Annotated in this window: 26 protein-coding genes; 5 read left to right on the top strand and 21 right to left on the bottom strand. The window is 70.4% G+C overall.

Annotated elements, in window-relative coordinates; all coding sequences use genetic code 11:
• Positions 1 to 206: 206 nt before the first annotated feature.
• From GEV28_RS19690 to GEV28_RS19635, 12 genes are all read right to left on the bottom strand, one after another.
• Complete coding sequence (locus GEV28_RS19690; protein WP_291413560.1) at positions 207 to 1,934, bottom strand: substrate-binding and VWA domain-containing protein; 1,728 nt, start codon at positions 1,932 to 1,934, stop codon at positions 207 to 209.
• 69 nt (positions 1,935 to 2,003) lie between these two features.
• Entirely contained in the window at positions 2,004 to 3,791 is a 1,788-nt protein-coding gene (locus GEV28_RS19685) for a long-chain fatty acid--CoA ligase (RefSeq protein ID WP_291413559.1), read from the bottom strand.
• 145 nt (positions 3,792 to 3,936) lie between these two features.
• Positions 3,937 to 5,124 (bottom strand): trypsin-like serine protease, encoded by a 1,188-nt coding sequence (locus tag GEV28_RS19680; RefSeq protein WP_291413558.1) that lies wholly within the window; start codon positions 5,122 to 5,124, stop codon positions 3,937 to 3,939.
• A 28-nt stretch (positions 5,125 to 5,152) separates the two neighbouring features.
• Positions 5,153 to 6,763, bottom strand: a complete 1,611-nt coding sequence (locus GEV28_RS19675; protein ID WP_291413557.1) for a M14 family metallopeptidase — start codon at positions 6,761 to 6,763, stop codon at positions 5,153 to 5,155.
• 258 nt (positions 6,764 to 7,021) lie between these two features.
• Complete coding sequence (locus tag GEV28_RS19670) at positions 7,022 to 8,170, bottom strand: acyl-CoA dehydrogenase family protein (RefSeq protein ID WP_291413556.1); 1,149 nt, start codon at positions 8,168 to 8,170, stop codon at positions 7,022 to 7,024.
• A complete protein-coding gene (locus GEV28_RS19665; RefSeq protein ID WP_291413555.1) occupies positions 8,167 to 9,045 on the bottom strand; it encodes an SDR family oxidoreductase in 879 nt (292 codons plus the stop codon). The genes GEV28_RS19670 and GEV28_RS19665 overlap by 4 nt, the downstream gene beginning before the upstream one ends.
• Positions 9,046 to 9,056: 11 nt before the next feature.
• On the bottom strand, positions 9,057 to 9,914 hold the full coding sequence (locus GEV28_RS19660) for a MaoC/PaaZ C-terminal domain-containing protein (RefSeq protein WP_291413554.1): 858 nt from the start codon (positions 9,912 to 9,914) through the stop codon (positions 9,057 to 9,059).
• A complete protein-coding gene (locus GEV28_RS19655) occupies positions 9,907 to 10,338 on the bottom strand; it encodes an SRPBCC family protein (protein WP_291413553.1) in 432 nt (143 codons plus the stop codon). The genes GEV28_RS19660 and GEV28_RS19655 overlap by 8 nt, the downstream gene beginning before the upstream one ends.
• Before the next feature lie 11 nt (positions 10,339 to 10,349).
• Positions 10,350 to 11,540 (bottom strand): lipid-transfer protein, encoded by a 1,191-nt coding sequence (locus GEV28_RS19650; RefSeq protein WP_291413552.1) that lies wholly within the window; start codon positions 11,538 to 11,540, stop codon positions 10,350 to 10,352.
• Between the two features lie 39 nt (positions 11,541 to 11,579).
• Complete coding sequence (locus tag GEV28_RS19645; RefSeq protein WP_291413551.1) at positions 11,580 to 13,127, bottom strand: succinic semialdehyde dehydrogenase; 1,548 nt, start codon at positions 13,125 to 13,127, stop codon at positions 11,580 to 11,582.
• Entirely contained in the window at positions 13,124 to 13,990 is an 867-nt protein-coding gene (locus GEV28_RS19640) for an SDR family oxidoreductase (RefSeq protein WP_291413550.1), read from the bottom strand. The genes GEV28_RS19645 and GEV28_RS19640 overlap by 4 nt, the downstream gene beginning before the upstream one ends.
• 263 nt (positions 13,991 to 14,253) lie before the next feature.
• Positions 14,254 to 14,637 carry a hypothetical protein gene (locus GEV28_RS19635; protein ID WP_291413549.1) on the bottom strand — a complete coding sequence of 128 codons (384 nt, stop codon included), beginning with the start codon at positions 14,635 to 14,637 and terminating at the stop codon, positions 14,254 to 14,256.
• A 75-nt stretch (positions 14,638 to 14,712) separates the two neighbouring features.
• Here GEV28_RS19635 and GEV28_RS19630 point away from each other — a divergent pair, with 75 nt between their 5' ends.
• The 3 genes from GEV28_RS19630 (at position 14,713) to GEV28_RS19620 (ending at position 16,123) form a co-directional block, all read left to right on the top strand.
• Positions 14,713 to 15,069: a hypothetical protein gene (locus tag GEV28_RS19630; RefSeq protein ID WP_291413548.1), complete on the top strand. Its 357-nt coding sequence runs from the start codon at positions 14,713 to 14,715 to the stop codon at positions 15,067 to 15,069.
• 143 nt (positions 15,070 to 15,212) lie between these two features.
• The gene (locus GEV28_RS19625) at positions 15,213 to 15,368 is read left to right on the top strand and encodes a hypothetical protein (RefSeq protein WP_291413547.1); all 156 of its coding nucleotides are present in this window, start codon (positions 15,213 to 15,215) and stop codon (positions 15,366 to 15,368) included.
• Positions 15,369 to 15,460: 92 nt separating this feature from the next.
• Entirely contained in the window at positions 15,461 to 16,123 is a 663-nt protein-coding gene (locus GEV28_RS19620) for an endonuclease domain-containing protein (protein WP_291413546.1), read from the top strand.
• A 66-nt stretch (positions 16,124 to 16,189) separates the two neighbouring features.
• Here the strand turns inward: GEV28_RS19620 and GEV28_RS19615 are convergent, their stop codons facing one another.
• Entirely contained in the window at positions 16,190 to 16,369 is a 180-nt protein-coding gene (locus tag GEV28_RS19615; protein WP_291413545.1) for a hypothetical protein, read from the bottom strand.
• An 86-nt stretch (positions 16,370 to 16,455) separates the two neighbouring features.
• Here GEV28_RS19615 and GEV28_RS19610 point away from each other — a divergent pair, with 86 nt between their 5' ends.
• Together GEV28_RS19610 and GEV28_RS19605 are read left to right on the top strand one after the other, a co-directional pair.
• The gene (locus GEV28_RS19610) at positions 16,456 to 17,430 is read left to right on the top strand and encodes a helix-turn-helix domain-containing protein (protein ID WP_291413544.1); all 975 of its coding nucleotides are present in this window, start codon (positions 16,456 to 16,458) and stop codon (positions 17,428 to 17,430) included.
• A gap of 148 nt (positions 17,431 to 17,578) precedes the next feature.
• The gene (locus GEV28_RS19605; protein ID WP_291413543.1) at positions 17,579 to 17,953 is read left to right on the top strand and encodes a nuclear transport factor 2 family protein; all 375 of its coding nucleotides are present in this window, start codon (positions 17,579 to 17,581) and stop codon (positions 17,951 to 17,953) included.
• On the opposite strand, the gene GEV28_RS19600 is transcribed toward GEV28_RS19605, so the two are convergent.
• Genes GEV28_RS19600 through GEV28_RS19565 form a run of 8 tightly spaced genes read right to left on the bottom strand, consistent with a single transcriptional unit; the run spans position 17,900 to position 24,234 of the window.
• A complete protein-coding gene (locus GEV28_RS19600) occupies positions 17,900 to 18,835 on the bottom strand; it encodes a diacylglycerol kinase family protein (protein WP_291413542.1) in 936 nt (311 codons plus the stop codon). The two genes, GEV28_RS19605 and GEV28_RS19600, sit on opposite strands and share 54 nt — an antisense overlap.
• Positions 18,836 to 18,854: 19 nt before the next feature.
• Positions 18,855 to 19,850, bottom strand: a complete 996-nt coding sequence (locus GEV28_RS19595; RefSeq protein ID WP_291413541.1) for an acyl-CoA desaturase — start codon at positions 19,848 to 19,850, stop codon at positions 18,855 to 18,857.
• Positions 19,851 to 19,861: 11 nt separating this feature from the next.
• Entirely contained in the window at positions 19,862 to 21,094 is a 1,233-nt protein-coding gene (locus GEV28_RS19590) for a beta-ketoacyl synthase (RefSeq protein ID WP_291413540.1), read from the bottom strand.
• The gene (locus GEV28_RS19585) at positions 21,087 to 21,335 is read right to left on the bottom strand and encodes an acyl carrier protein (protein ID WP_291413539.1); all 249 of its coding nucleotides are present in this window, start codon (positions 21,333 to 21,335) and stop codon (positions 21,087 to 21,089) included. Before GEV28_RS19585 ends, GEV28_RS19590 begins: the two co-directional genes overlap by 8 nt.
• A 13-nt stretch (positions 21,336 to 21,348) precedes the next feature.
• Positions 21,349 to 22,386 carry a beta-ketoacyl-ACP synthase III gene (locus GEV28_RS19580; RefSeq protein WP_291413538.1) on the bottom strand — a complete coding sequence of 346 codons (1,038 nt, stop codon included), beginning with the start codon at positions 22,384 to 22,386 and terminating at the stop codon, positions 21,349 to 21,351.
• A complete protein-coding gene (locus tag GEV28_RS19575) occupies positions 22,383 to 23,330 on the bottom strand; it encodes a VlmB-like protein (RefSeq protein ID WP_291413537.1) in 948 nt (315 codons plus the stop codon). Before GEV28_RS19575 ends, GEV28_RS19580 begins: the two co-directional genes overlap by 4 nt.
• Positions 23,327 to 23,770 carry a hypothetical protein gene (locus tag GEV28_RS19570; protein WP_291413536.1) on the bottom strand — a complete coding sequence of 148 codons (444 nt, stop codon included), beginning with the start codon at positions 23,768 to 23,770 and terminating at the stop codon, positions 23,327 to 23,329. The genes GEV28_RS19575 and GEV28_RS19570 overlap by 4 nt, the downstream gene beginning before the upstream one ends.
• Complete coding sequence (locus GEV28_RS19565; RefSeq protein WP_291413535.1) at positions 23,770 to 24,234, bottom strand: SRPBCC family protein; 465 nt, start codon at positions 24,232 to 24,234, stop codon at positions 23,770 to 23,772. Before GEV28_RS19565 ends, GEV28_RS19570 begins: the two co-directional genes overlap by 1 nt.
• Positions 24,235 to 24,294 lie beyond the last annotated feature (60 nt).

Here is a 24,294-nt window from a genome sequence, read left to right as displayed (position 1 = left end):
GTCGATGGCCGTCGGTGCGCTGGATCGCGGGGACGGAGGCCCACGGCGACGGGCCGCGGCGGCGTTCACGCTGGTGATCGAGCCGTCCGATGGGCCGCTCGGGCTCGTTCGTGGCCGCACAAGGGTTCCGAACGTTGGACTCGCGGGTCCGGAGCGTTGGACTCGCGGGTCCTGGGCGTTGGACTCGCGGGTTGGAACGGGTGTGGTCAGCCGCCGGTGGTGGGCTGGCAGGTGGGGGGCTGGCAGAGCAGCCTGCTCAGCGCGGCGTAGAAGATGTCGCCGATCTTCGTCGGGTCCGGGGTGGTGAAGGCCTGGCCGCCCGTCGCGCCGGAGATCGCCTGCAGTTCCTCGTCGTCGATGTCGGGACCGATGCCGATGCCGATGATCTGCACCGGCCGCCTCGGATCCTGCAGGGTCGCGAGCTCGCCCAGGAGCTGCTCCCGTGAGATCCCGTTCGAGTCCTCGTTGCGGCCGTCCGTCAACACGATCACGACGTTGATCCGGCCCGGCTCGAAGTTCTGGGTCGCCGACCGGTAGGCCGCGAGGGTGCTGTCGTAGAGCCCGGTCGCGCCGACCTCCGGGGCCTTCACCTGGCGCAGCTTCTCCAACGCGCCGCTGGACTTCAGGTCGCCAACCGGCGTGACCGGCAGCAGCTCCTTGTAGTCCTTGTTCTGCCCGTCCAGGTTGGTGGAGAACAGCCATATGCCCAGCTTGGTCGTCGGCTTCATCAGGCCGATGCCCAGCTCGGCCGCCTGCAGCGTGACGTCCATGCGATTTCGACCGGTGCCGGGCACGGCCTCGTTCATCGAGCCGGACACGTCGAGCAACACCTGGATCCGCGCGCTGAGGTTGACCCCGGCCCACTCGTTGAGCAGCTGGCCGACCTGCGTCGCGTTGGGGCGTTCGGCGGGGGTCATCTTCGTGCCGATCGTGCGGCGGTCGCCGGAGCGCTCGCGCAGCATCTCGCCGTCGGGGGTGCGGAAGCCGGCGTCCGCCAGGTCATCGGCCGCCTGCTGGTCGATCAGGACCTTCAGGAACCGCTCCGCCGCGTCCCGCCTGTCCTGCGGGGTCTCCGGCAGCACGACGAACGGGTAGTCCAGCGCCGGCACCGCGGGCTGCGCGTACGCCGCCACCAGCGGCGCGCCGTCCTTCGCGTTGTTGCGCAGCACCGACAGCTCCGAGGTGGGGAACCCGTCGAGGGGCTCCTCCGCGCTTCCGGTCCCGGGCAGCCGGGCGAACAGGTCGGTCAGCTCGGACGCGGTGTTCGGCGACAGCTTGCGCAGCTCGGCGGTGATCGTCTTGCCGGCGTTCGGTCCCGTGCCCACCAGCTGGTGGATGCCGAACAGCGTGGACACACCCGCCGGCTCGCGTGCCGGGTCGGGCATGCCGATCGTGAGCTCGCCCGCGTCCGGGCCGAGCACCTGACTCCACTGCGGCTGTTCCTGCGGCCAGCCGAGCCGGGTCGCGGTGTCCTCGGTGAGCGCGATGACCACCGGCGAGCTGGCGATCGACGTGCCGTTCACCGGGACGTTCCACGCGCCGTTGTCCTGTGAGTGCTGCAACCAGATCGTCGACTCCGGGATCCACACGTCCGGCCGCTCGGAGCCGTCCGACACCACGAGCGACTCGGCCGTGCCGGCCGACTCGCGACTGGTCACGTTGACCTTGTAGCAGGATCCATCGTCCTGTTCGGACACTCGGTCGCCGACCTGGGTGACCACCGGCGCGATGTCGGGGGCCGCCGTCACGTTGATGACCGTGGTGGTGTCACAGCTCGACGCGCGCAGCCGGTCGCGGAGGAAGTCGAACGTGAACCAGCCGAGCAGCGCCACGACGAGCAACGCGCTCAGCAGGATGATCGGCGACCGGGTGCGGAATCCGCGCGGCTTGGCCGACGAGTGTCGTCCCATCGCGGTCGCCTCCAGTCGGCACATGAACGTCAGGACGGGCCCAGGTGCCGGAAACCCTACCTCGTGATCGGCTGTGGTCGAACGGTTACGAGCTCAGGAATACAGCGCGTCCACTTCCTTGGCGAAATCCTTCATGATCACGTGGCGCTTGAGCTTCAACGACGGCGTCAGGTAGCCGTTCTCCGGGCTGAACTCGGTATCCAGCAGTCGGAACTTGCGTACCGACTCCGCCTTCGACACCGCGAGGTTACCGTCGTCGACGGCCTGCTGGATCTCCGCGAGCAGGTCGGTGTCCTCGGCGAGGTCGGCCACCGTCGCGGCCTCGGACTTCCCGGCGACGGTCTTCCAGTAGGCGAAGTAGTCCGCGTCGACGGTGATGAGCGCCGCCACGTACTTCTGCCCGTCGCCGACCACGAGCGCCTGCCCCACCAGCGGATGCGCGGAGATGCGGTCCTCGATGACCGACGGCGCGACGTTCTTGCCGCCGCTCGTCACCAGGATCTCCTTCTTGCGCCCAGTGATCCGCAGGAACCCGTCCGCGTCGAGGTCGCCGAGATCGCCGGTGACGAACCAGCCTTCGCCGTCGATGGCCTCCCGCGTGGCGGCCTCGTTCTTCCAGTAGCTGGTGAACACGCCGTCACCACGCAGTTCCACCTCGCCGTCGTCGCCGATGCGGACCGCGGTGCCGGGCAACGGCTTGCCGACGGTCCCCGGCCGGTACGCGCCCGGCGCGTTGACGAACGACGCGGCCGTGGACTCGGTGAGCCCGTAACCCTCGAACACGGTGATGCCGACGCCGCCGAAGAAGTGGGTGAGCCGGGTGCCGAGCGCCGCGCCGCCGGAGATCGCGTACTGCACCTGCCCGCCGAGCGCGGCCCGCAGCTTGCTGTAGACGAGCCGGTCGAACAGCGCGTGCTTGACCTTGAGGCCGAGTCCCGCCCTGCCGCCCGCCTCGCTGTAGGCGATCGCGGTGGCCGCGGCGGCGTCGAAGATCTTGCCCTTGCCGCCGGCGTGCGCCTTCTGCCGCGCGCCGTTGTAGACCTTCTCCAGCACGTAGGGCACCGACAGGATGAACGTCGGCCTGAACACGGCCAAGTTGTCGGTGAGCGTCTTGACGTCCGACCAGTGCCCGAGCGTCGCGCGGGCCATCACCGCGCCGACCTCGACCATGCGGCCGAACACGTGCGCGAGCGGCAGGAACAGCAGCGTGCTGGCCTCGAAGCCCTTGAACATCGGCGCGAGGTACTCGACGGCGTTGCCGACCGAGGCGAACAGGTTGCGGTGGGTGAGTACGACGCCCTTGGGCCGGCCGGTGGTGCCCGAGGTGTAGATGAGCGTGGCCAGGTCGTCCGGCTTGACCGCCGACCGCCGGGCGGCCACCTCGTCGTCGGCGATGTCCTTGCCCGCCTCGACGAGCGTCTCGACCGCGCCGCCGTCGATCCGCCAGACCCGCTCGAGGTCGGTGAGCTTGCCGCGGACCGCGTCGACCCTCTTCTCCAGGCCCGCGTTCTCCACGACGACCGCGACCGCGCCCGAGTCGGACATGATCCACTCGATCTGCTCCTCCGAGGAGGTCACGTAGATCGGGACCGAGACCGCGCCGGCCGCCCAGACGGCGAAGTCGAACAGGGTCCACTCGTAGCAGTTGGCGGCCAGGATGCCGATCCGGTTGCCCGGGCCGATGCCCGACGCGACGAGACCCTTGGCGACCGCCACCACCTCGGTGAGGAACTGCGCCGCGGTGACGTCGCGCCACGCGCCGCCGACCTTGCGCCGGAACGAGACGGCGTTCGGCGCCTCGTCCGCGTTGGTGAAGACGACGTCGGCCAGCCCGCCGCCACTCGGCACGGTGGCCAGCGGCGGAACTGCGAGTTCACGCATGTCAACTCCTCGAAAAGCGCGCGCCGGCCCGTACGCGCGGCGACGCTACCTCACGGTAACTTGCCCGTATCTTGCCTGCGAACGGCGCCGAGGGCCACCCCCGAGCGATCTCGGGAGCGGCCCTCGACTATTCGGACCTATCGGGCTAGACGCTGAGCTTCCAGCTGTCGAGCGTCCCGGTGTCGGCGCTGAACACGTCCCGCACCCGCAGGTTCCAGGTGCCGTTGGCGGTCTCGCTGGCCGCGTTCACCGTGTACGTGGTGTTCACGTTGTCCGCCGAGTCGCTGCCGCTGGAGTTCTTCAGCCGGTAGGGCGTTCCGTCCGGCGCGATCAGGTCGATCACCAGGTCACCGCGGTAGGTGTGCGTGATGTGCACCTCGACCTGGGTCGATGACGAGGCCGCGCCGGCGCAGCCGGAGATCGTCACCGGGCTGTTGACCGCCGAACCCGCGTCCGGGATGGAGATGCGGGTGGTGTTCGCCTGCGTCGCGCACGTCGGCTGCGGGTCGCCACCGAGGGAGGCCGCGGCCGCCGCGATCGCCGAGGAGAAGTAGCTGGTCTGGGTGTACACGCCGGGGTTCTCCGGACGCGCACAGCCGTAGCCCCAGCTCACGATGCCGACCTGGACGAATGCGCCGGCGGTGTCGCGGCGGAACATCGGGCCACCGGAGTCACCCTGGCAGGTGTCCACGCCGCCGTCGTCCCAGTTGCCGGCGCAGATCTCCTCCGCGGGCACCAGCTCGGAGTAGGCCTGGCCGCACTGCGCGTCGGTGATGAACGGGACGTCGGCCTTCAGCATGTACCGCTGCTGGCCGCCGCCCTCGACCGCGGCGCCCCAGCCGGCGACGGTGAACGTGCCGCTGTCATACGCGCCCGAGGTCGCCACCGGCAGCGTCGGAATGCCGCTGACCGGCGAGGCGAGCCGGATCAGCGCCCAGTCGTCACCGTCCGGGTTGTTGTAGCCCGGCGCGCGGTAGACGTAGTTCGACTGCCGCGTGATCCGGGCCGGGTCCTGCAGGTCGACGACGCCGAGCGTGGCGGTGATGCTGGTGTTGTTGCCGGTCGCGCCGACGCAGTGGCCCGCGGTCAGCACCACGTTCGGGGTGTACAGAGCCCCGCCGCAGCCCATCGACAGCCGCACCATCCAGGGGAACTCACCCTGGGCGGCCCGCACGCCGCCGACGACCTGGGGCTGCACGTCGTCCGCGGGCGCCGGTGGCGCCGCGACGGACTGGCCGGCGGCCGCGCCGAGCACCGCCGCGGTGCCCACCACGACGAGGGTGGCCTTGCCGGCCAGCCGTCTGAACGTTGACTTCCAGGAGTGCAGGGTCATCTGGTGTCCTTTCAAGTGTGGTGAGCCGTCAGAAGGTGAGTCGCCACGAGTCGATGTAGCCCGTGTCGGCCGCGTAGACGTCGCGCACGCGCAGCTGCCATGTGCCGTTCGCGACCTCGGCGGACGCGTTGACCGGGTAGGTCGTGATCACGTTGTCCGCGGAGTCGCTGCCGCTGGAGTTCTTCAGCCGGTAGGGCGTTCCGTCCGGCGCGATCAGGTCGATCACCAGGTCACCGCGGTAGGAGTGCTTGATGTCCACCGACACCGCGAGGTCCGCCGGCGCGTTGCCGGACACGCCGGTCACCGCGATCGAGCTGGACACCGCCGCGCCCGCGTCCGGGATGTTGACGTCGGTCGTGTTCTCGAAGCTGCCCCCGTCCGGCGGCGGCTCGCTCCCGTCACACGTCACGCCGATCACCCGCGGCGGGCAGTCGGAGTAGTCGAGCAGGTGCAGGACCGCCTCCCGGTTGCGCGAGGTCTCCCGGCCGATCACCTCGTCGGGCGGGTAGAAGCCGCTGATGCCACCGCTCGAGGGGTACATCTCGAAGGTGAACGAGTAGATCCGCTGGTCGCCCCACAGCCAGTCGTCGATCGAGCCGTCGGTGATGTAGAGGTCCGAAGCCTGTTCCGGCGTGTAGTCGTTGGTGGCGGCCATCTGCTGGCCCAGCGTCGAGAACGTGTTGTAGTCCTGCTGGGTCATGCCGGGTGCGGTGTTGTTGTAGGTGTAGCCGTAGGGCCACAGCACCAGCTCGCTGAACGTGTGGAAGTCGATGTTGGTCCTGATCTGCTGCACGCCGCCGACGATCCGGCTGCGCACGAAGCTCATGACCACGCTGACCTCGGGTGCGGACCCGCCGGACGCACCGCGGTAGGTCTCGCTCGACGGTGAGCCGGACGAGCCGCCGCAGCAGCCCCACTGGTAGGGCCAGTTGCGGTTGAGGTCCGTGCCGACCGCGGAGCTGCCAGAGTTCGGCTGCCGGTTCTTGCGCCAGCCCGCGTAGGAGCCCGTGCTGATGTCGTACTCGCCACCGTCGGGGTTCATGTCCGGCACGATCCAGATCTCCCGGCTGTCGACCAGGTTCGTGATCCGGGAGTCGGTGCCGTACTTGTCGGTGAGCTCGTTGAGCAGGTAGAGCGCCATCTCGACGGTGAGGTGCTCGCGGGCGTGCTGGTGGTGGGTGAACAGGACCTCGGGCTCGTTCTCGTCGGTGCCGACGTTGTCCGAGATCTTGAGCGCGACGATGTCGCGGTTCTGGTAGGACCGGCCGATGACCTGCCGGCTCACCAGGGTGGGGTGGGCGGCGAGCGCGGTGTTGATCTCCGCGGTCATCTCGGCGTAGTTGTGGTAGTTCGAGTCGGCCGGTGGGAAGTCCAGCGGCGCCGCGTCCGCCGCGCCGTGGTCGTGCTTCATGGCCGGCTGGGACTCGACCGTGAGGCCCAGCGCCTTGATCTCGCGGACTTCCTCGGCGGTCGCGGTGATGTTGAGCGCGCCGTGCTCGACGGAGTTGATCGCGGCGCCGGTGTCGGCGACCGCGCTGCGCATGTGCACGTCAATGGCATCCGGACTGGCGCCGCTGACGTAGTACTCGGCGGACTCGCGGGGCGCGGAGGACTCCTCCGACGCCGCATTGCCGCTCATGGACAGGACGAGGGTCAAGGCGGCTAGCGCCCCGACCATGATGGACGGGCGTGTGTGTCTCACGCGTTGCCTCCCGCAGGGGACGCCGCTCTCGTCGGCGCTGGAGGTGTGTTCAGTTGTGTGGCGACGGCCGGACCGAAACCCGGTGGGGTGCCCTCACGGTCCGGCTTTCGCCTGGTAGTCGATGTTCACCTGAGACTGTCGACTCCACAAGGGGTCAAAGGGGTGTACCGCGGTCGGTTTGTTACCAATTCACAGTCAGCGGGTCAGCAGGTCCTTGGCGATGTGGGTCACCTGGACCTCGTTGCTGCCGGCGTAGATCATGAGCGACTTGGCGTCCCTGGCCAGCTGTTCGACCCGGTACTCGGCCATGTAGCCGTTGCCGCCGAACAGCTGCACCGCCTCCATCGCGACGTCGGTGGCCGCCTTCGAGGAGTACAGCTTCATCGCGGACGCCTCGGCGAGCGTCGGGGTGCGCCCCTCGCGCAGCAGCTCGACCGTGCGGAAGACGAGGTTCTGCACGTTGAGCCGGGCGACCTCCATCTCCGCGAGCTTGAGCTGGATCAGCTGGAAGTCGCCGATCGGCCTGCCTCGCAGGGTCCGGCTCTTGGCGTAGGAGACACACAGCGCGAGGCACTCCTCGATGATGCCGAGCGACATCGCCGCCACGCCGTACCGCTCGGTGGTGAAGTTCGCCTTCGCGCTCTCCCGGCCGCCGCCGGCCAGCATGCGGTCGGGTTCGAGGCGGACGTCGTCGAAGAACAGCTCGCCGGTCGGCGAGGAGTGGATGCCCATCTTGCGCAACGGCTTCGACCGCGTCAGCCCCGGCATCCCGGCGTCGAGCACGAACGTGGCGACCTCGCCGTCGAGCTTGGCGTACACGACGATCGTGTCGGCGTGCGGCCCGTTGGTGATGAACGTCTTCTGTCCGGAGAGGACGAACGCGTCGCCGTCGCGGCGGGCGGTGGAGCGCATGCCGCCGAACGCGTCCGAGCCGGAGTCGGGCTCGGTGATCGCCCAGGCGCCGACCTTGTCGAAGGTCAGCAGGTCCTTCGCCCAGCGGGTTCGCTGTGCCGGCGTGCCGCGGCTCATGATCGTGCCGGCGGCCAGCCCGACGCTCACACCCATCGCGGTGACCAGCCCCTGGCACACCCGGGACAGCTCCGACACGGCGATCAGCGACAGCGCCGCCCGCTCGCCGCCCGGGCCACCGCCGCCCGCGCGCTCCGGGTCGAACGAGTCGCGGGCCATCGCGTCGAGGCCGAAGGCCGTGAAGAACTTGCGGATCAGGTCGTAAGGCGGCAGGTCGCCGTGCTCGAGCTCCTCGACGTGCGGCCGGATCTCCTTGTCCACGAACGCCCGGATGGTGTCGCGCACCAGCAGGTCGGTCTCCGACCAGTCGATCATGCCCAGACCCCGATCCGCTGCTCGATCTCGGCGATGGTCCACGGCTTGTCGGTCTCCGTGGTGGCGACCGTGTGCCAGCCCTCGAGCAGCGAGATCGCGCCGCCCTGGACCGCGAGCAGCTTGCCCGAGACCGGGCAGGACTCCTGCGCGAGGTAGGCCACGAGCGGGGAGATGTTGGCCGGGCTGAACGCGTCGAACCCGCCTTCCTCGACCGGTTGGGCGAACATCGCGCCCATGCCGGGCGTGGCGAGGGTGAGCCGGGTGCGGGCGACGGGTGCGATCGCGTTGGCCCGCACGCCGTAGCGTTCGAGCTCCTGCGCGGCGACGAGCGTCATCGCGGCGATGCCGGCCTTCGCCGCGCCGTAGTTGGCCTGGCCGGCGTTGGGCAGGAAGGTGCCGGACGCCGACGCCGTGTTAATCACCGCGGCGGCCACCCGCTCGCCTGCCTTGCTGCGGGCCTTCCAGTGCGCGGCCGCGTGCCGCAGCGGCGCGAAGTGGCCCTTGAGGTGCACGGAGATCACCGCGTCCCACTGCGCCTCGGCCATGCTCGCGACGAACGCGTCGCGCAGGATGCCGGCGTTGTTCACGAGCACGTCGAGCCGGCCGAACTCGTCGACCGCCTGCTGGACAAGGGACTCCGCGCCGGCCCAGTCGGCCGCGCTGTCGGTGTTGGCGACCGCCGCGCCGCCCGCGGCGGTGATCTCGTCGACCACCTCCTGCGCGGGCCCGCTGTCCGCGCCGGAGCCGTCGTTCGCGCCGCCGAGGTCGTTGACCACCACCCGCGCGCCCTCCCTGGCGAACAGCAGCGCGTGCTCGCGCCCGATGCCCCGCCCGGCGCCCGTGATGATCGCGACCCGCCCGTCCAACGCTCCCATGACTGTCCTCTCTAGACGATCTCGGCCAGGCCGTTCTTGATGACCACGGTGTCGCCGACGGTCGACTCGTAGGCGTAGCGGCCGTCCCCGGCGTCCCAGATGGACGTCGTGAGGTCCTGACCGGGCAGGACCGGCTTGGCGAAGCGCACGGCCAGACGCCGCAGGCGATCCGTGCGGCCGCCGGCGACCTCGGTGAGCACCGCCCACGAGGTGAACGCCAGCATGCACAGGCCGTGCGCGATGATCCCGGGCAGGCCGGCGAGCTTCGCGATGTCCTCGTCGAGGTGGATCGGCATCGGGTCGCCGGCCGCGGGGGAGTAGCGGAACGTCTGGTCCTCGTCCACGTGCGCCCGGACGTCGGCGACCGGTGCGCCGGCCGTGCCGACGTCGTGCGCCGGGGCCGGGTCACCGACCGTCGCGCCCGCGTCGACGTTGCGGAAGAACGAGGTGACCCACTGCTCGTTGACCAGCTCGTGGTTCGCGTCACGGCTCTCGATGTGCACGGTCACCGTGCTGCCGCTGGGTTTCCCGGCGAACCCGATCGGCCGGGCCCGCGAGGTCAGCACGTCGCCGGCCCGGATCGGGCGGTGGAACAGGAAGTCCTGCTCGCCGTGCACGATCCGGATGGCCGCCTCGACCGGCGCCACCGACAGCACCGCCGGCAGGAGCGCGTTGAACACCGGCACGATCGCGAACACCGGCGGTGCGACCTCGCCGGTCCGGTGCGCGTCGATCGGGTCGTTGGTCGCCTCGGCGTAGGCGATCATCCGCTCCCTGGTGACCTCGAAGTCGTCCTCGTCGGTCCAGACCCCGACCCCGCCCGCGTCGAACCCCGCGTCGCTCTCGGTGTCGATCTCGTTGTCAGCCAACGAGATCAGCCAGCTTCGCGAGGGAGGCGTCCAGCTCCTTCTTGCTCTGCTTCGCCACCGCCGCGCCGATCGCGCCGACCACCAGCTGCCCGGTGAACTCCGCGTCGATCGCCGCCCTCGAGCCCGCCCCGCTCGGTTCGACGGACAGCGTGAACGACACCTGGGCGCCTGCCATGCCGGTGCCGCAGATCCTCACCGCGGTCGGCACCCGGTACTCCTCGACCGTCCACTCGATCTTGTTGGCCATGCCCAGCACGGTGACGATCTCGGTGAGCTTCGCACCGACCGACAGCTCCTCGGGCAGCTCGCCGCGCCAGCCCTGGTGGATGGTCAGCCAGTCCTCGTAGCGCCGCGGGTCGGCCATCAGCGGCCAGACCTCGTCCGGCGGCGCCGGGAAGTCGACGGTCGCGGTCACCTGTGCCATGTGGTTCTCCCTCACCGTTCGGCGCGCTGGTAGGCGGTGACGACGGCCGCGCCGCCGAGGCCGATGTTGTGCTGCAGCGCGGCGTTGACGCCGTCGACCTGGCGCGGGCCCGCGGTGCCGCGCAGCTGCCAGGTGAGCTCGGCACACTGGGCCAGGCCGGTCGCGCCGAGCGGGTGGCCCTTGGAGATCAGCCCGCCGGACGGGTTGACCACCCAGCGCCCGCCGTAGGTGGTGTCGTTCGCGTCGACGAGCTTGCCGCCCTCCCCCTCCGCGCACAGCCCGAGCGCCTCGTAGGTGATGAGCTCGTTGGTGGAGAAGCAGTCGTGCAGCTCGATCACCTGCACGTCGTGCGCGTCGAAGCCGGCCTGGTCGTAGACCTTCCTGGCGGCCGCGCGGGTCATCTCGGCGCCTACCAACGAGATCGCGCTCGGGTCGGCGAAGGTCTCCGGCCCGTCGGTCGTCATGGCCTGGCCGACGATCTCGACCGCCTGGTGCGCGAGTCCGTGCCGCTCGACGAACCGCTCGCTCGCGACGACCGCCGCGCCGGAGCCGTCCGAGGTGGGCGAGCATTGCAGCTTGGTGAGCGGCTCGTAGATCACCTTCGCGCTCTGTATCTCCGCCAGCGAGTAGACGTCCTGGAACTGCGCGTACGGGTTGTTCGCCGAGTGCCGGTGGTTCTTCTCGCCGATCCTGGCGAACTGCTCCGGCGTCGTGCCGTAGTGCGCCATGTGCTCGCGGCCCGCGGCGCCGAACATGTAGGGCGCCGGCGGCATCGCGAACTCGTGCAGCTCGGCGAGCGCGAGCAGGTGCTTCGCGAGGGGCTGCGCGCGGTCGTCGAAGGTGGCGGAGAGCGAGCCGCGCCGCATCTTCTCGAAGCCGAGTGCCAGCGCGCAGTCCACGGCGCCGCCGCGAACCGCTTGCGCGGCGAGGAAGAGCGCGGTCGACCTGGTGGCGCAGTTGTTGTTGACGTTGACCACCGGGATGCCGGTGAGGCCCAGCTCGTAGACCGCGCGCTGGCCCGACGTCGACTCGCCGTAGACGTAGCCGACGTAGGCCTGCTCGACCTCCGCGTACGGGATGCCCGCGTCCTCGAGGGCCTTCGAGCCGGACTCGCGGGCCATGTCCGGGTAGTCCCACTCCCGGGCGCCCGGCTTCTCGAACTTGGTCATCCCGACACCGACGACGAACGTCCTGGCAACCATGCTGGCAACATACCAACACGATTGTATGTTTTTCTAGAGCTACCTGAGCCCGATCCGGCGCATCAGCCGCAGCGACGCGGCCATGACCTTGGTGTACAGGCCATACGGCACCCACCTTGGCGGGTTCAGCACGGTGACGCGTTGGGTCGCAATCGTTTGCGCCTCGGTGTACTTGAGCAGACCCTCGGCGCCGTGCCGGCGGCCGAGGCCGGAGACACCCATGCCGCCCATCGGCGCGTCGGTGCTGCCGTAGGCCGAGGCGTACCCGTCGTTGATGTTGACCGTGCCGGTGCGCAGCCGGGTGCCGACCGCCGCCGCGCGGGTCCGGTCGCGACCGAAGACGCTGGCGTTCAGCCCGTACTCGGTCTGGTTGGCGAGCGCGACGGCCTCCTCGTCGGAGGCGAACGGGTACAGCGACACGACCGGGCCGAACGTCTCCGCCGCGTGGCAGAGCATCTCGGGCGTGACGTCGGTGAGCACGGTCGGCTCGTAGAAGAACGGGCCGAGGTCCGGTCGCGGGCGGCCGCCGGTGAGCACGGTCGCGCCTTTCGCGCGGGCGTCGTCGACGTGCTCGGCCACGGTCTTCAGCGCGCGCTGGGAGGTGAGCGAGCCGATGTCGGCGCCGTAGTCGTAGCCGGCCGACAGGCGCAGCTTGCCGGTCTCGGCGACGAACGCCTCGGCGAAGGAGTCGAAGATCGAGTCGTGCACGTAGATCCGCTCGATCGACAGGCACAGCTGGCCCGCGTTGGCGAAGCAGCCGCGCACGGCGTTCTTCGCCGTCGCGGCGATCTTGACGTCGTCGAGCACGAGCATCGGGTTCTTGCCGCCCAGCTCGAGCGAGCAGCCGACGAGCCGCTTGCCGGCGCGCTCGGCGATCTGGGTGCCGGTGCGGGTGGAGCCGGTGAAGCCGATGTAGTCGCAGGTGTCGACGACCGCGCCGCCGATCGTGGGGCCGTCGCCGAGCACGACCTGCAGGAGGTCTTCGGGGAGGCCGGCCCGGTAGAGGAGCTCGGCGCCGTAGAGCGGGCTGAGCGCGGTCTGGCTGTCCGGCTTGAGCACGACGGCGTTGCCGGCGACGAGGGCCGGGATGAGGTCGCCGAGCGCGAGCGCGAACGGGTAGTTCCACGGCGAGATGATGCCGACGACGCCTTTGGGCCGGCGGTGTTCCGCCGCGCCGATGGCGCCGGGCATGAGGCCGGCGCGCTTCCTCGGCCTGAGCAGCTTCGGCGCGGTGCGCAGGTAGTAGCTGGTGACGAGCGCGGGCTCGCAGAGCTCCTCGAACGCGTCGCGGCGGGACTTGCCGGTCTCGGCCTGGATCAGGTCGGCGACGGTGTCACGGTTCTTGAGCAGGAGGTCGTGGAACCGCTCGAATACGGGCAGCCTGGCGCTCAGGTCGGCCGCGGCCCAGGCCTGCTGAGCGCGGGTCGCGCGCTCGAACGCGGTGGTGACGTCGCCGGTCGTCGACTCGGGCAGGGTGGCCAGCTCGCCGCCGGTGAACACGGCGGTGCTCGTGTACGTGGCGTCGCCCGCGGTGACCCGGGTGCGGAGGCGGTCGAGCAGGTCGTCGGTGAGCGCGCCCGGCCTCATCCGGCGTTCTCCCTGTCGGTGGTGGGGGCGCTGGCGGCGGCGCGGGCCTCGTAGTCCTTGCGGGCGTCGCGCTCGGCGTCGAAGAGGATCTGGTCGCCCTTGAGGGAGCGCACGATCCACTCGGCGACGGACCGGGGCATCAGCCGGGTGATGCGGTTCATCGCGTCGAGCGAGGCTGGGACGTAGACGTCGAACCGGGGCTTCTTGAGCGCCCTCACGATGGCGTTCGCGACGTCGGTGGCCTCGACGGACTTGAAGAAGCGGGCCTCCTTCAGGCCGCTGGCGAGCTCGGTGCGGACGATCGCCGGCATGACGACGGACAGGTCGACGCCGGAGCCGCGCAGCTCCATCCGGACGGCCTCGGACAGGCCGACGACGCCGTGCTTGGTGGCGCAGTAGGTCGCCCCGCCGGGGAAGCCCGCCTTGCCGGCGGCCGAGGCGATGTTGACGATGTGGCCGGACTTGCGCGGTCGCATGCGTTTGACCGCCTCGCGGGTGCCGTGGATGACGGCGTGCAGGTTGATCTCCAGCTGGTGGGTCGTCGAGCGGTCGGACTCGTCCTCGAACCGGCCGAGCGGCATGATCCCGGCGTTGTTGATCAGGATGTCGATGGGGCCGAGCCGGCCCTCGACCTCCTCGAGGAACTTGGTGAACCCCGACCGGTCGGTGACGTCGAGCGGGAACGCGACGGTGTCCCCGCCGAGCTTGTCCGCGGTCGCCTTGGCCACGTCGAGGTCCAGGTCCCCGATGGCGACCTTGGCTCCCTGCGCGACGAGCGCCGCGGCGGTGGCGGCCCCGATCCCGCGCCCACCCCCGGTGATCGCGACGATCTTCCCGGCCAACGAGCGGGGCTGACGAGCCATCACATCTCCCGACGTAGACACATACATTCCAGCAGGAATGTTTAGCAGCATCCCAGCCACCCCCAACAAACCGCAACCCCACCCCCGCGAGTCCAACCCCCAGAACCCGCGAGTCCAACGCCCAGAACCCGCGAGTCCAACGCTCGGGACCCGCGAGTTGTGCACTCCGGTCAGTTATCCACAGTTGGCCGAGTTGGCTTATTGACTGCACTAACCGAGGTCAGACGGGGGTGTCTATGAGGAACGAAACGAGTGGTTTCTCGTCAGGGAGTGGGTGGCGCGCTGGCGGTTGCTGGTGGTTCGAGAGCGAGCCAGACCGGGGTGTTGGTTGCGGTCGTGGCTTGGATGCGCTCGACCTGGGCTTTCTTGTCCTGGATTCGTTGGAGCGTGACTTCCAAGCCGGCGATCTCGCCGACCCACCTGTTGGTGGTGGCTTCGGTGAGCAGTCGGTGGGTGTCGTGTTCGATGGCGACCAGCCGGGGCAGTTGGTGGGGGTCCATGCGCATCATGGGGCAGCGAACGCAGGCGTGTTCGTGCGGGCAGTCGGTGCCGTAGGGCCGGTAGCAGTCGCCCAGGGCGAGCTTGCAATGGCGGAAGTTTCTCTGCACCAAGCAAGCCGACACGCCGATGGCGGTAGCCAGGCGCACCCGAGAGACGTTGCTCGCGACTCCAGCGAGCCGCCCAGAGCCACAAACTGGTCAGCTCAACGCCCTCTTCTGCCGATGAGCGAGTTCGGCCCGTCGAACGGATGGCATCATGGCCGCATGGCTGACAGGTTGTCCGATGCTGACATCGACGAGATCGAGCAACGCGTGAAGAAGGCGCTCGAGGTGGCTCCGGCACCGTGGACCGTGTTCCTGGAAACCCGGCATGCGATCGGCGGTAGCAGCTTCGTCCAGGTCGGCGACGCCGACCTGGAGGTCGATCACGAGATGTACGTTGACGTTCATGTCGGCGACGGTCGGTGGTCCTCTCCCGATCCGCGGCTAGACGCGGTCACCGACCTCCTCGGCCACGCTCCGGAAGACATCCGGCTCCTGCTTCAGGAGATCCGGCGAATCCGGATGCGACAAGCGTGACATCCGCGTATGCCGCAGGTCGGGCGCTGAGCCCAACCATGTGACTGCCCTTGCAGTATCAGTGCGGTTTGCGGTGGCGGCTCGGGGTGGGCTGGCGGGCGTGTGAGTGTGCTTATTGTTGTGGCCGGTCCGTCTTCGCTGGCGTGGACAGTGTGTCGAACCAGGGACTGGGCGGCGGCGGTGCTGCTGCCGGGTCGGCGGCGGGCGAGGTGGTCGGGCGGCGGTGGCGGATGGTGTCGACACCCGCCGTGCGGGCGGCGGTGAGGTCGGTGTCCGTGCGGCCCGCGGAGTGCTCGTAAGTCGGGAGCGCCGGCTGGACCTTCGAACTCGCGCCGCCGCGGCGCTGTTACAGGTCGGCGGGCGGGCGGTTCTCGCCAGCCACACCGCCGCGTTGCTGTTCGGGTGCACCGCTGCCGATGCAGGCGAGGTGCATCTGTTGGTCGGCTATGACCGGCCGGTCCGCAGGGCTGGCGGTCTCGTCGTTCACCAGGGCCTGTTCGAGGAGCAGGATGTCGTCGGGCTGGATGGTCTCCGGGTGCACGCGTTCGACTGTGCGATAGCCGAGCTGCTCTGTCGGGCGTCGCGACGTGCCGCGCTCGCGTGCGCGGACCAAGCGATCGTATTGTCCGAAGAAGGATTCCGGGCGGAGGTGCTGAACCGGATCCTGACCCGACGCGATCCGCGCGGTCGGCGGCGAGGGGAGATCTTGCTTCTCCTGGCCACCGGGCTGGCCGAGTCTCCCGCGGAGAGTTGGCTGCTGCTCGGCTTCTTCGACGACGGTCTGCCGATCCCCCGACAGCAGTGGCCGGTCATGGACCTGGAAGGCCGGGAGCGGTATCGGCTGGATTTCGCTTGGGACGAGGCACGGGTGGCGGTCGAGTACGACGGCCATGCGGCTCACGTGGATCGAGCGGAGGCGGACGCCGCGCGCCAGGCCGACCTCGAGCGGCGTGGGTGGATCGTGCTGAGAGCCGACGCCGACGATCTACGCGAACCGGCCCGGCTGCACGCCGAGATCCGAGAAGCATTGCGTCGACGGAGGTTCGCGGCGTAGCGGCCGGGCCGGTCGGTTGTCCTGAGTGTTGAACTCGCGGGTCCTGAAGGTTGGACTCGCGGGGCATCAGGGGCGAACGGTGGGGTCGCGGAACAGGAGTTCGCAACTGATGCGCTCGGTGTCGCGGTCCACGATGTCCGTGCTGCCGGCCAGGTGGGCGTTGGGTTGGTTGGCCTGCCGGACGCGGTTGCGCTCCAGGCCGTAGATGACGAGTCCGATGACGATGGCGGTGATGAGGAGTTCCATGGCACTAAGTTTGCGCTGGACGTATTCCTGCCAACAGTGGCAGAGCGGACCTTGTGCGGCAATATCCTGCCATCTACTCTGAAGGCATGCTCACTACCGTCGCCGCGGTGCTGATCGACCATGTCGCACCCTTCGAGTTCGGCGTCATCTGCGAGGTCTTCGGTACCGACCGCACCGAGGAAGGCGTGCCACACGTCGACTTCCTCGTCTGCGGCGAGGAGCCCGGCAATCCGCTGCGCACCAGCGTCGGCGCGCTGCTCATCCCCGAGCACGGCCTCTCCGCCGTGGCCGACGCCGAGCTCGTGGCAGTGCCCGCCGCGACCATCCGCGAGGAGTACCCGACCGCGGTGCTCGAGACGCTGCGCGACGCGTCCGCGCGCGGTGCCACGCTGATCTCGGTGTGCAGCGGCGCGTTCATCCTCGGCGCCGCGGGCCTGCTCGACGGCCGGCGGTGCACCACGCACTGGCGGTACGTGGACGAGCTGGCCGAGCGGTTCCCCAAGGCACTGCTCGACCCGGATGTCCTCTTCGTCGACGACGGCGACATCATCACCAGCGCGGGCACCGCGGCCGGCATTGACGCCTGCCTGCACCTCGTGCGCCGCGAGATGGGCTCGGCCGCGGCGACCGCGATCGCACGGCGGATGGTCGTCCCGCCGCAGCGCGACGGCGGGCAGCGCCAGTACGTCGAGCTGCCGATCCCCGAGTGCTCGGCGGACAGCCTCTCGCCGGTGCTGACCTGGATGGTGGACAACATCGCGACGGACCACACGGTCGCCGGCCTCGCCCGCCGCGCGCAGATGTCCGAGCGCACGTTCGCCCGCCGGTTCGTCGCGGAGACGGGCACGACACCGCACCGGTGGCTGTCGATGCAGCGGGTCCTGCACGCGCGCCGGCTGCTGGAGGAGACCCGGCTCACCATCGAGGAGATCGCCGAACAGTGCGGCTTCGGCTCGGCCGCGTTGCTGCGCCACCACTTCAACCGCGTCGTCGGCGTCGCGCCCAAGGACTACCGGCGGACGTTCGGCGGCACCGCGCCGGTCCACTCCGGACAGTCTTGAGCGGATCTCGAGCCAGGGTCAGCAGAATCGGTTGCTGGTTGGTCGTTCCCTGCCCTCTCGCGCCCGGGTTGAGCCCCGCTCGCGAAACCTCGCGCGCGCCGGGCACGGCCGGTACACCTGATGGTGAACCGCGAGGAAGGCCAGTTCGGTGAGCGACCGCCAGCAGCAGATCGATACCTACGTCGACACGTGGAACGAGTCCGACGTCGATCAGCGGCACGTGTTGATCGAGTCCGCGTGGGCGGAGGACGGCACCTACCACGCCCCGGCGGTCGACGCCCACGGCTACGGGGCGATCAGCGACAACATCGCCCGCATACAGCAGAAGTACCCGAACCGTGTCTTCTGCCGGACGAGCGAGGTGTTCCTGCACAAGGACCGCGCCCGCTACACGTGGGCCATGCTCGACCCCGCGGGCTCGGCCACCATCGCCGGCGTCGACTACGCCCTCTTCGCCACCGACGGCAGGCTACGCCGCGTCACCTGTGTCTACGACCGGAAGCCCCGGCCCGGCGAGCTCTGAGGGCGCGGCCAGCACGGCGACGGCACCGGGACGCGCGGTCAGTGTGTAGCTCGTGCGCGGTGACCTGAGGACCTCGCCGTCGTGCTCGAAGCACAGAGGGTGGCCGTCCAGGCGTTCCACCCGGATCCGGGTGCCGCGGGCGTAGACGACGCCGGGGACGTCGAGGTGGGCACCCGTCCGGGTCAGGCGAAGCATCTCCAGCGCGCTGTGCTCGGCGCCGACGACGCACACGTCCAGCAGGCCGTCGTCCAGGCGTGAGTGGGGGAGGAGCTCGTACGCGCCGCCCCGGTACCGGCTCCCACCGACGTTCGCCAGCATGGTGGGTCCACTGTGGACAACCACGCCGTCGACCAGGACCCGGCCCGGGTAGGGCTCGTAGCGCGGCGCCAGGTCCAGCAACGCCGCCGGGTACGACACGGCACGGGTCTTCGCCTCGTGGATGCCCTGGGGCGGGAAGCCCGCGCATGCGCCGGCCAGCACCAGGCGGTCCAGCTCCACGACCCGGGCCAGGTCCGCGCGGATCGGGGTCGCGCCGGACAACGCCACGTCCAGCGCCTCCTCCCACGGCGTCGTGCCCCACAGCGTCCGGTAGAGAGAGTTCGCGGTGCCCGCCGGCACGATCAGCATCGGCACGGTGTGCCGCCACGCCGTCGCCAGTCCCGCGGCGACCTCGCGGGCCGTGCCGTCGCCACCCACCGCGATCACGAGGTCGGCCGACGCCGTCGCCTCGCGCGCGATGCCCACCGCGTCGCCGGGAGCGGAGGTCCAGCGGACCGATGCCGGGCGGCGGCAGCGGCGGGTCAGGCGGGTCAGCCGCCACACCAGCGCCGCGGTCACCCCGCCGGCGGCCGGGTTCGCGATGATCAGGACGCGATCTACCACGGCTGCTCCTCCTGGACGATCACGACCGGGCCTCCGCGCTGACCGCCCCCAGGAACCGGGCCACCTCCCGGTACGACGCCCACGCCGACACCTCCACGTACGGGATCCCGTGCTCAGCACAGAACTCCCGCACGATAGGCCGCGCGCGGCGAAGGTTCGCTCGAGGCATGCTCGGGAACAGGTGGTGCTCGATCTGGTAGTTCAGCCCGCCGTACACGAAGTCGGTGACGCGCCCCGGCCGGATGTTCCGCGCGGTCAGCACCTGCCGGTGCAGCCAGTCCAGCTCGGCGCCCCGGTACACCGGCATCCCCTTGTGGTTCGGCGCGAACACGGCCCCGAGATAGAACCCGAACACTGTCTGCGACACGAGGACGAACGCCATCGCCAACCCGGGCGACAGCACCAGGAACGCCGCGCCCAGCAGCAGCACCCCGTGCAGCACCACCAGGGACAGCTCCAGCCGCAATCGCCGCAACCCGCCGAGCCGGGCGGCCTGGAACCCGGCCGCGTGCACCCGCCACGCCTCCTGGCTCAGCAGCACGAAGAACATCACCGACTGGAACCGGATCACGAACCGGCGGAACGTGGTCCGCCCCTTCACCGCCAGCTCGTCGACGTCGAAGATCACCTGCCGGCGCAGCGTGTCCGGGTCGCGGTCGAGGTTGTTCGGGTCGCTGTGGTGCCGGTCGTGGTGCCCCACCCACCAGCCGAACGCCGCGCCGATCAGCACGTTCATGTGCAGCAGCCCCAACGCGTAGGTCGCCCGTCGGGCGCGGCTGACCTGGCGGTGGCCGACGTCGTGGCCGAGAAAGCCCGACTGCACGAACGACAACCCGAGCGCCACCGCAACGAGGAGCTGCCACCAGGAGTCCCCGACGAGGACGAACACGGTCCAGCACAGGGCCGACAGCGCCAGGTTCGACGCGATCTTGAGCGCGTAGTACGAGCGGCGCGGCGTGAGCAGACCGGCCGCGTCGACGCGGGTCCGCAGGTTCTGGAAGGAGACGGTGAGCATGGCGGGCGTCCTCAGGCGGCGGTCAGGACGAGCACGGCGTTCTGTCCGCCGAACCCGAACGAGTTACTGGTCGCCGCGACCACCGGGACGGGTCGCGGCGCGGACCGCACGACGTCGATGTCGAGCGAGGGGTCGGGGCTGTCCAGGTTCGCCGTCGGCGGCACCCACCCGGTCTCGATGGACAGCACGGTGCACGCGGCCTCGATCGCACCGGCCGCGCCGAGGGAGTGCCCGGTCACGCCCTTCACCGAGGTGACCGCCGGCCGGTCGGCGAACACCCGGCCCAGCACCCGCGCCTCGACCGCGTCGCCCGGCAGCGTCGACGTGCCGTGCGCGTTCACGTGGTCCACATCGGACGGTGCGAGGCCGGCGTCGGCCAGCGCGGAACGGATGGCGGCCTCGACCCCCGCCCCGGACGGGTCGGGCGCGGTCGCGTGGTGTGCGTCGGCCGACGCGCCGTAACCGCTGACCAGCGCCCGAACCCGGGCGCCGCGAGCCCGCGCGTGCTCCGGGCGCTCCAGCACGAGGACCCCGGCACCCTCCGCGGCGACGAACCCGTCCCGATCCCGCTCGAACGGCCGCGACGCGGCGGCCGGATCGTCCACCCGGCCCGACAGCGCGCCCATCCGGGTGAACCCGGCCAGGATCGGCCTCGACAGCCCGGCCTCCGCCCCGCCGGCGAGCACGACATCGCAACGGCCGGACCGCAGCAGGTCCCGCGCGGTCCCGATGGCCGTCGTCGCCGACGCGCACGCGGTCGTGGTGACCAGGTTCGGACCGAGCGCGCCGCAGTCGATCGCCAGGTACCCGGCCACCATGTTGACCCCCATCATCGGGATCAGCAGCGACGACACCTTGCCGGCACCGTCGGCGAGCAGCGTCTCGTGCTGCGCGGTGAACGTCCCGACCCCGCCGAGCGCGTTGCCCATCACCACGCCCACGCGCGCGCCGTCCCACGACACCGGGTCCAGGCCGGCGTCGGCGATCGCCTCGCGGGCAGCCACCAGCGCGAGGTGCACGTACCGGTCCAGCCGCCACGCGGTCCGCCTGCCGAGCAGCGCGTCGGCGTCGAAACCCGGGACACGGCAGGTGAAGTCGACCGGCATGCCCGCGAGCGAGTGGTCGAAGCTCGCGGTCGGGTGGCCGGCGAGGATGGTCCGCCACGACGCCTCGACGCCGACGCCGGCCGGTGTCACCAGGCCCAGCCCGGTCACCGCCGCGTGGAACGGGGTGGGTTCAGGCATCGCCGCGGATGCCCTTCGCCGCCAACATGTCGAGCGCGTCGCGCACCCGCGCCCGCGGCGACACCTCGTCCTCGCCGATCGAGATGCCGAACTCCTTCTCCGCGACCAGCGCGAACTCCACGATCGCCAGCGAGTCGAGGTCCAGCTCGGCGAACGTGGTCTCCGGCCGCACCTCGTCGGCCTCGACCCCGAAGTAGCCCACCAGGATGCCGGAGAGCCGCTGGAGAACCGTTGCAGACATGGTGTTCCCTTCCCTACAAGATCTCGATGGCCGGCCAGCGCAGCACGGTCGAGCCCCAAGTGAGCCCGCCGCCGAACGCGCCGAGCAACACCTGCTGCCCCGCCCGCAGCTCCCCGCTCTCGCACGCGGAGCTCATCGCCAGCGGCACCGACGCCGCCGCGGTGTTGCCGACCTGCTCGATGTTGCGCACGAACTTGCCGGCCGGTTGGCCGAGCATGTCCGCGACACCATTGAGGATTCGCGCGTTCGCCTGGTGGATCACGAACTTGTCGACGTCGCGCAGCCGCAGCCCTGCCTTCCGCAGCACCGACTGCGCGGAGCCGGCCATCTGGAAGATCGCCTTGCGGAACACCGCCTTGCCGGCCATCGTGAAGTACCGCTCGGCGTCGCTCGCGGGCGTGCGCCTGCGGGAGCCGCCGGCCGGCACCATGATCAGGTCGGCGTCCGCGCCGTCGCTGCCGAGGTCGAAGGGGCCGAGTGCGCCCAGCTCGTGCGGCGATCCCGCGCGCAGTACCACCGCGCCCGCGCCGTCGCCGAAGATCGCGGCCGTCGCGCGGCAGTCCGGGTCGGTGATCGTGGAGAACGTGTCCGCGCCGATCACCAGCACCCGCTCGGCCACGCCCGCCGCGATCAGCCCCGCGCCGGACGCCATGCCGTACAGGAACCCGGTGCAGACGGCGTTGACGTCGAACGCCGCCACCCGGTCCAGCCCGATCCGGTGCGCCACGTCCGGCGCGGTCGCCGGGCACGGCCGGTCGGGCGTGGTGGTGGCGAGCACCACCGCGTCGACATGGTCGGTGTCGGCCGACTTCAGCGCCCGCATGCCGGCCTCGACCGCGAGGTCCGATGTGCACATCCCGGGCTCGACGACATGCCGCTGCCGGATGCCGGTGCGGGCCCGGATCCAGTCGTCGGAGGTGTCGAGCCGCCGGGAGATCTCGGCATTGGGCACCACCCGCGGCGGCAGCCAGGTGCCCAGTCCACACAGGACCGCTGCCGACCCGTCGGGTTGCGGCACTCGTGGAAATGGCACCACTTCGGCGAGCGTCATAATGCGTCCTCCAAGCCGATGTACGTGAGCCGGCTGGCCTTCATCTCCGTGGACCACTCGTCGGCCGTGGCCGCCCGCTCCTCGGGGGTCGTGTCGACGAGGCGGCGGCCCGGCCAGATCTCGTAGTCACCTACGACATGCGCGTGCTGCTCCAGGCCGCGCTGGAACAGGACTTCGCGGCGCAGCACCAGGTCGTGCACCGGCAGCACCGTCCACAGGTGCATCCCGCGCCCGATCAGCTCCAGCACCCGGTCCTTCTCGCCGGGGTGCGCCTCCAGGTACTGCTTCGCGACCGCCGCGCCCACGGTCAGGTGCCGGATCTCGTCGATGCCCGCGCCCCGGTCGATCTCCGCGGCGGCCGGGTCGAGCGGCCGCCACTTGCGCTCGGACAGCTCCGCGGCCGGCGCCAGCGCGCCCTCGATGATGATCGTCATCATCACCACGCCACCGAGGAAGTCCGCGTCGTCGCGCATGACCTCGAGGCCGAGCTCCTCCAGCGGGTCGAGCACCGCGTGCACGTCCGCGCCGGCGAACTTCTCGATCGCCTGCCACAGATTCTCCGCCAGCACCCCGAGGGAGAGCAGGTGGTTGCGGAACACCATCGCGTGCCGTGCCTCGTCCAGCACCTGGGTGGCGTAGAACTCCATGGTGTCGGTGTCCGGTGCGATCGCGACCAAATAGGACAGTGCGCGGGTGGCCTTCTCCTCGGCCACCGAGCGGAACGCGTACTCGGCGATCAAGGCGTCGCGCAGCGGGCCGGGAGAGCGCATGAACTCCGGGACGGTGAGCGCCGGGTCGTGGCCGTCGGGCCGGCCGAGCAGTGTCCCTTGTGGAACGGAGCTCAGCCAGTAGCGCAGGTTCGCCTGCTGCGGAGTCAGCTCCACCGACATCGCGCCGTCGACCAACGAGGGCGCCCGGTCCCAGTCGGCTTCCAGGGGGATCACGGTGTCCCCAGTTCTCGGCTGAGGCGCTGGAAGGCGGGGTGCGGCTCGGGCTCGAACGGCACGGAGAACGGCTTCAGCGCGTTGCCGAACAGCGCGCGGTCGCCACACAGGTGGATGGGGATCGCGAGCAGCGCCCACTCCCAGCCGAACAGCAGCACCCACAGGCCCACCACCGCGGCCTGCGTGGCGAAGCTGTGCATCACGTTGTAGAGCACGTAGTACGCCTTCGCGATCCGCCCGCCCTTCGCGCGGTGGTGGGCGATCGCGCCCGGGAGGTACCCCACGAGGTCGATGTAGACGAACAGCAGCACCGCCGGCAGCCAGCGGATCTCGCCGAGGTGCAGCACGACCAACGTCACGCACACACCCAGCGCGATCCCGTACTCCAGCCGCATCAACGCGTGCGTGGCGCGGGTGTCGAACCTGTTCGCCGCGTCCATCAGGCGGCCCGCCCGAGGTCCGAGAGTGCCTCGCCGCCTTCGAGCACGGAGGTCGGACCGAACAGCGAGGCGAGCACGTCGCACACCACCCGCTTGATCACCCGCTCCGCGATCGGGTCCATGATCCCGGCGAGGCTCTCGACGCCGAAGTCGTAGCTGACCTCGAAGCGCACGACGCAGCCGCCGATGCCCGGCACCAGCTGCCACGAGCCGTGGAACGACGCGAAGTCGCCGTCGAGCTGCTCGAACTCGATCCGGAGCCGTTGCGGGTCAACGGTTTCCGTCTCGGTCCAGCGCATCGGACCGCGCCGGAAGTTGACCACCCAGTCGGTCTCCTCACCCCGCACGGCGACGTGCCGCACGTCCGCCGCCAGCCCCGGATACCGCTCGAACTCGGCGATCCGCGCCAGCGCGGCCCGCGCGTCGCGCGCCGCGATGTGCACGGTCAGTGCCACACTCCGCATGGCTTCCCTCCTAGTGTCCCGCGCCGGAAGTCTGTTGCTTATCTCGGCGGATCCGGGTTT

Source organism: Actinophytocola sp., from assembly GCF_009379765.1.
Lineage (GTDB): Bacteria > Actinomycetota > Actinomycetes > Mycobacteriales > Pseudonocardiaceae > Actinophytocola.
This window is presented reverse-complemented; position numbering and strand designations above follow the sequence as displayed.